The organism is Sinorhizobium sp. CB7 (assembly GCF_041357635.1).
In the GTDB taxonomy this organism is placed as follows: Bacteria; Pseudomonadota; Alphaproteobacteria; order Rhizobiales; family Rhizobiaceae; genus Rhizobium.
Window position 1 is genome coordinate 1 of sequence record NZ_JAULLL010000053.1, and the last position, 1704, is coordinate 1704.

Below are 1704 nucleotides of genomic sequence, written 5' to 3' on the forward strand. Positions count from 1 at the left end.
TCCTGCCCCCGCAACCAAATCACAAACAAAATGGCCCGCCACCTGGCGGGCTTTTTGCGTGTTTGGCGATGACTTCAACCGACGATGGTAGCTCCTCGTCCCGCCGACCATAACCTGAAGCGTCCGAAGGACGGTTCAAATCCTGGCCAGACTCAGCATCCGGTACGGTCTCGAGATTGAGAAAGCGCAAAATTCTTTGCTTTAGAACCGGATGATTTCAGGTCGAATCGACCTAAATCTGAATCGTCTCTCAACCAAAAGTTAGAGCGGATGTTGCCCGAAAAAACCATGCACAGTTCTCGGCATTCGGCCCTAACCATTTTGTTTTCACGCAATTCCGGCCGGAGAGCGCGCCTCGCGCCTTTCCTGGGATTGCTCTGGCGCAGTCTCTACGAGACCCGTTTAGAAGTCAGACTCCCAGGTAAGACAAAATAGCTGCAGTGACCTCAGCCGATTCCGAAGTGGACCCACTCCCACTGTCTTGCGTTGAAGACTCCGATACGTCCGTTGCGCCGGAGGATGCGATATCTTCGACGGAGCTGCTTGCCAGCTCGTCACTCGTCAACGCCTCAACCTGCGCTGAACTCATGGCGGCGATCTGGCCTGGAGTAAAGGCCGCAGCCTGGGATGCAGTCAAGGCGGCGAGCGCACTGGTGCTCAATGCCGAGATCGCGCTTGAATTCAGGCTGATGATCTGCTCGGTCGAAAACGCGGCGAGGTCGTCTCCCCCAAGCGCGGCTGCCTGCATTGAATTGAGGGCGCCGACCTGTGATATTGAAAGCGCTCCGACTTGTGCGGGACTCATTGCCGCCACCTGGCCGTAGCTCAGCGAAGCCACCTGGCTTGTCGTCAAAGCGGCGATCTCGTCGGCGGATAGGGACGCGACGACAGTCGTGGATAGTCCCCTTATAGCCGTCGAGCTGATCGCAGCGAGTTCTTCGGTCGAGAACGTTTCCAGATCTTCCGTGGTCAATCCCGCAAGCCCGGCCGAACTCAATGCTGCTATCTGGCTCGTGGAGAGTGCTTCGATCTGGTCCTCGCTGAGAGCTCTGATCTGATCGCTGCTCAATCCGCCGACGCCAGCCGTACTCAGGGCTGCAATCTCAGCGGGGGAAAGCGCCGCAACAAAGTCGGTGGACAGTCCCTTTATCGCGCTGGAGCCAATCGCAGCGAGTTCCTCCGGCGAGAATGTCTCCAGCATATCCGGGGTCAAGCCCTTAAGCGCATCCGCACTCAAAGCCGCTATCTGGCTGGTTGAAAGTGCTTCGATCTGCTCAATGCTCAGGGCGCCGGCCTGCGCGCTGCTCAGGCCTGCGATAGCCTTCGCGTCCAGAGAGGCTATCTGATCTACTGAAAGCGAGGCGATGTCGCCTGTGCTCAGGGCGGCAATCTGTTTGGAGCTGAGGGCACGGACCTGGGCACTGGTCAAGGCGTCCAGCTGATCGGTGCTGAGGGCAGCGATCTGGTCAGTGGTCAGGCCTGATACCGCCGCAGTGCCCAGGGCTGCGATCTGATCTGCTGAAAGCGACGCAATCGTCGCTGTCGACAAGCCCGAGACCGCACTTGAACTGATTGCGGCCATCTCGGCGGTGGTGAACGTGTCCAGATCGTCCGCACTGAGGGCTGCAATCTGTTTCGAGCTGAGCGCGCCGACCTGGGCAGTGGTCAGGGCCTCGACCTGATCGATGGTCAGGGCCGCGATCT

Annotated in this window: 1 pseudogene; it reads right to left on the reverse strand. The window is 58.9% G+C overall.

What is annotated here, in order from left to right:
• Positions 1 to 409 precede the first annotated feature (409 nt).
• Positions 410 to 1704, reverse strand: a pseudogene (locus AAE029_RS36130) (ice nucleation-like protein); the annotation flags it as partial.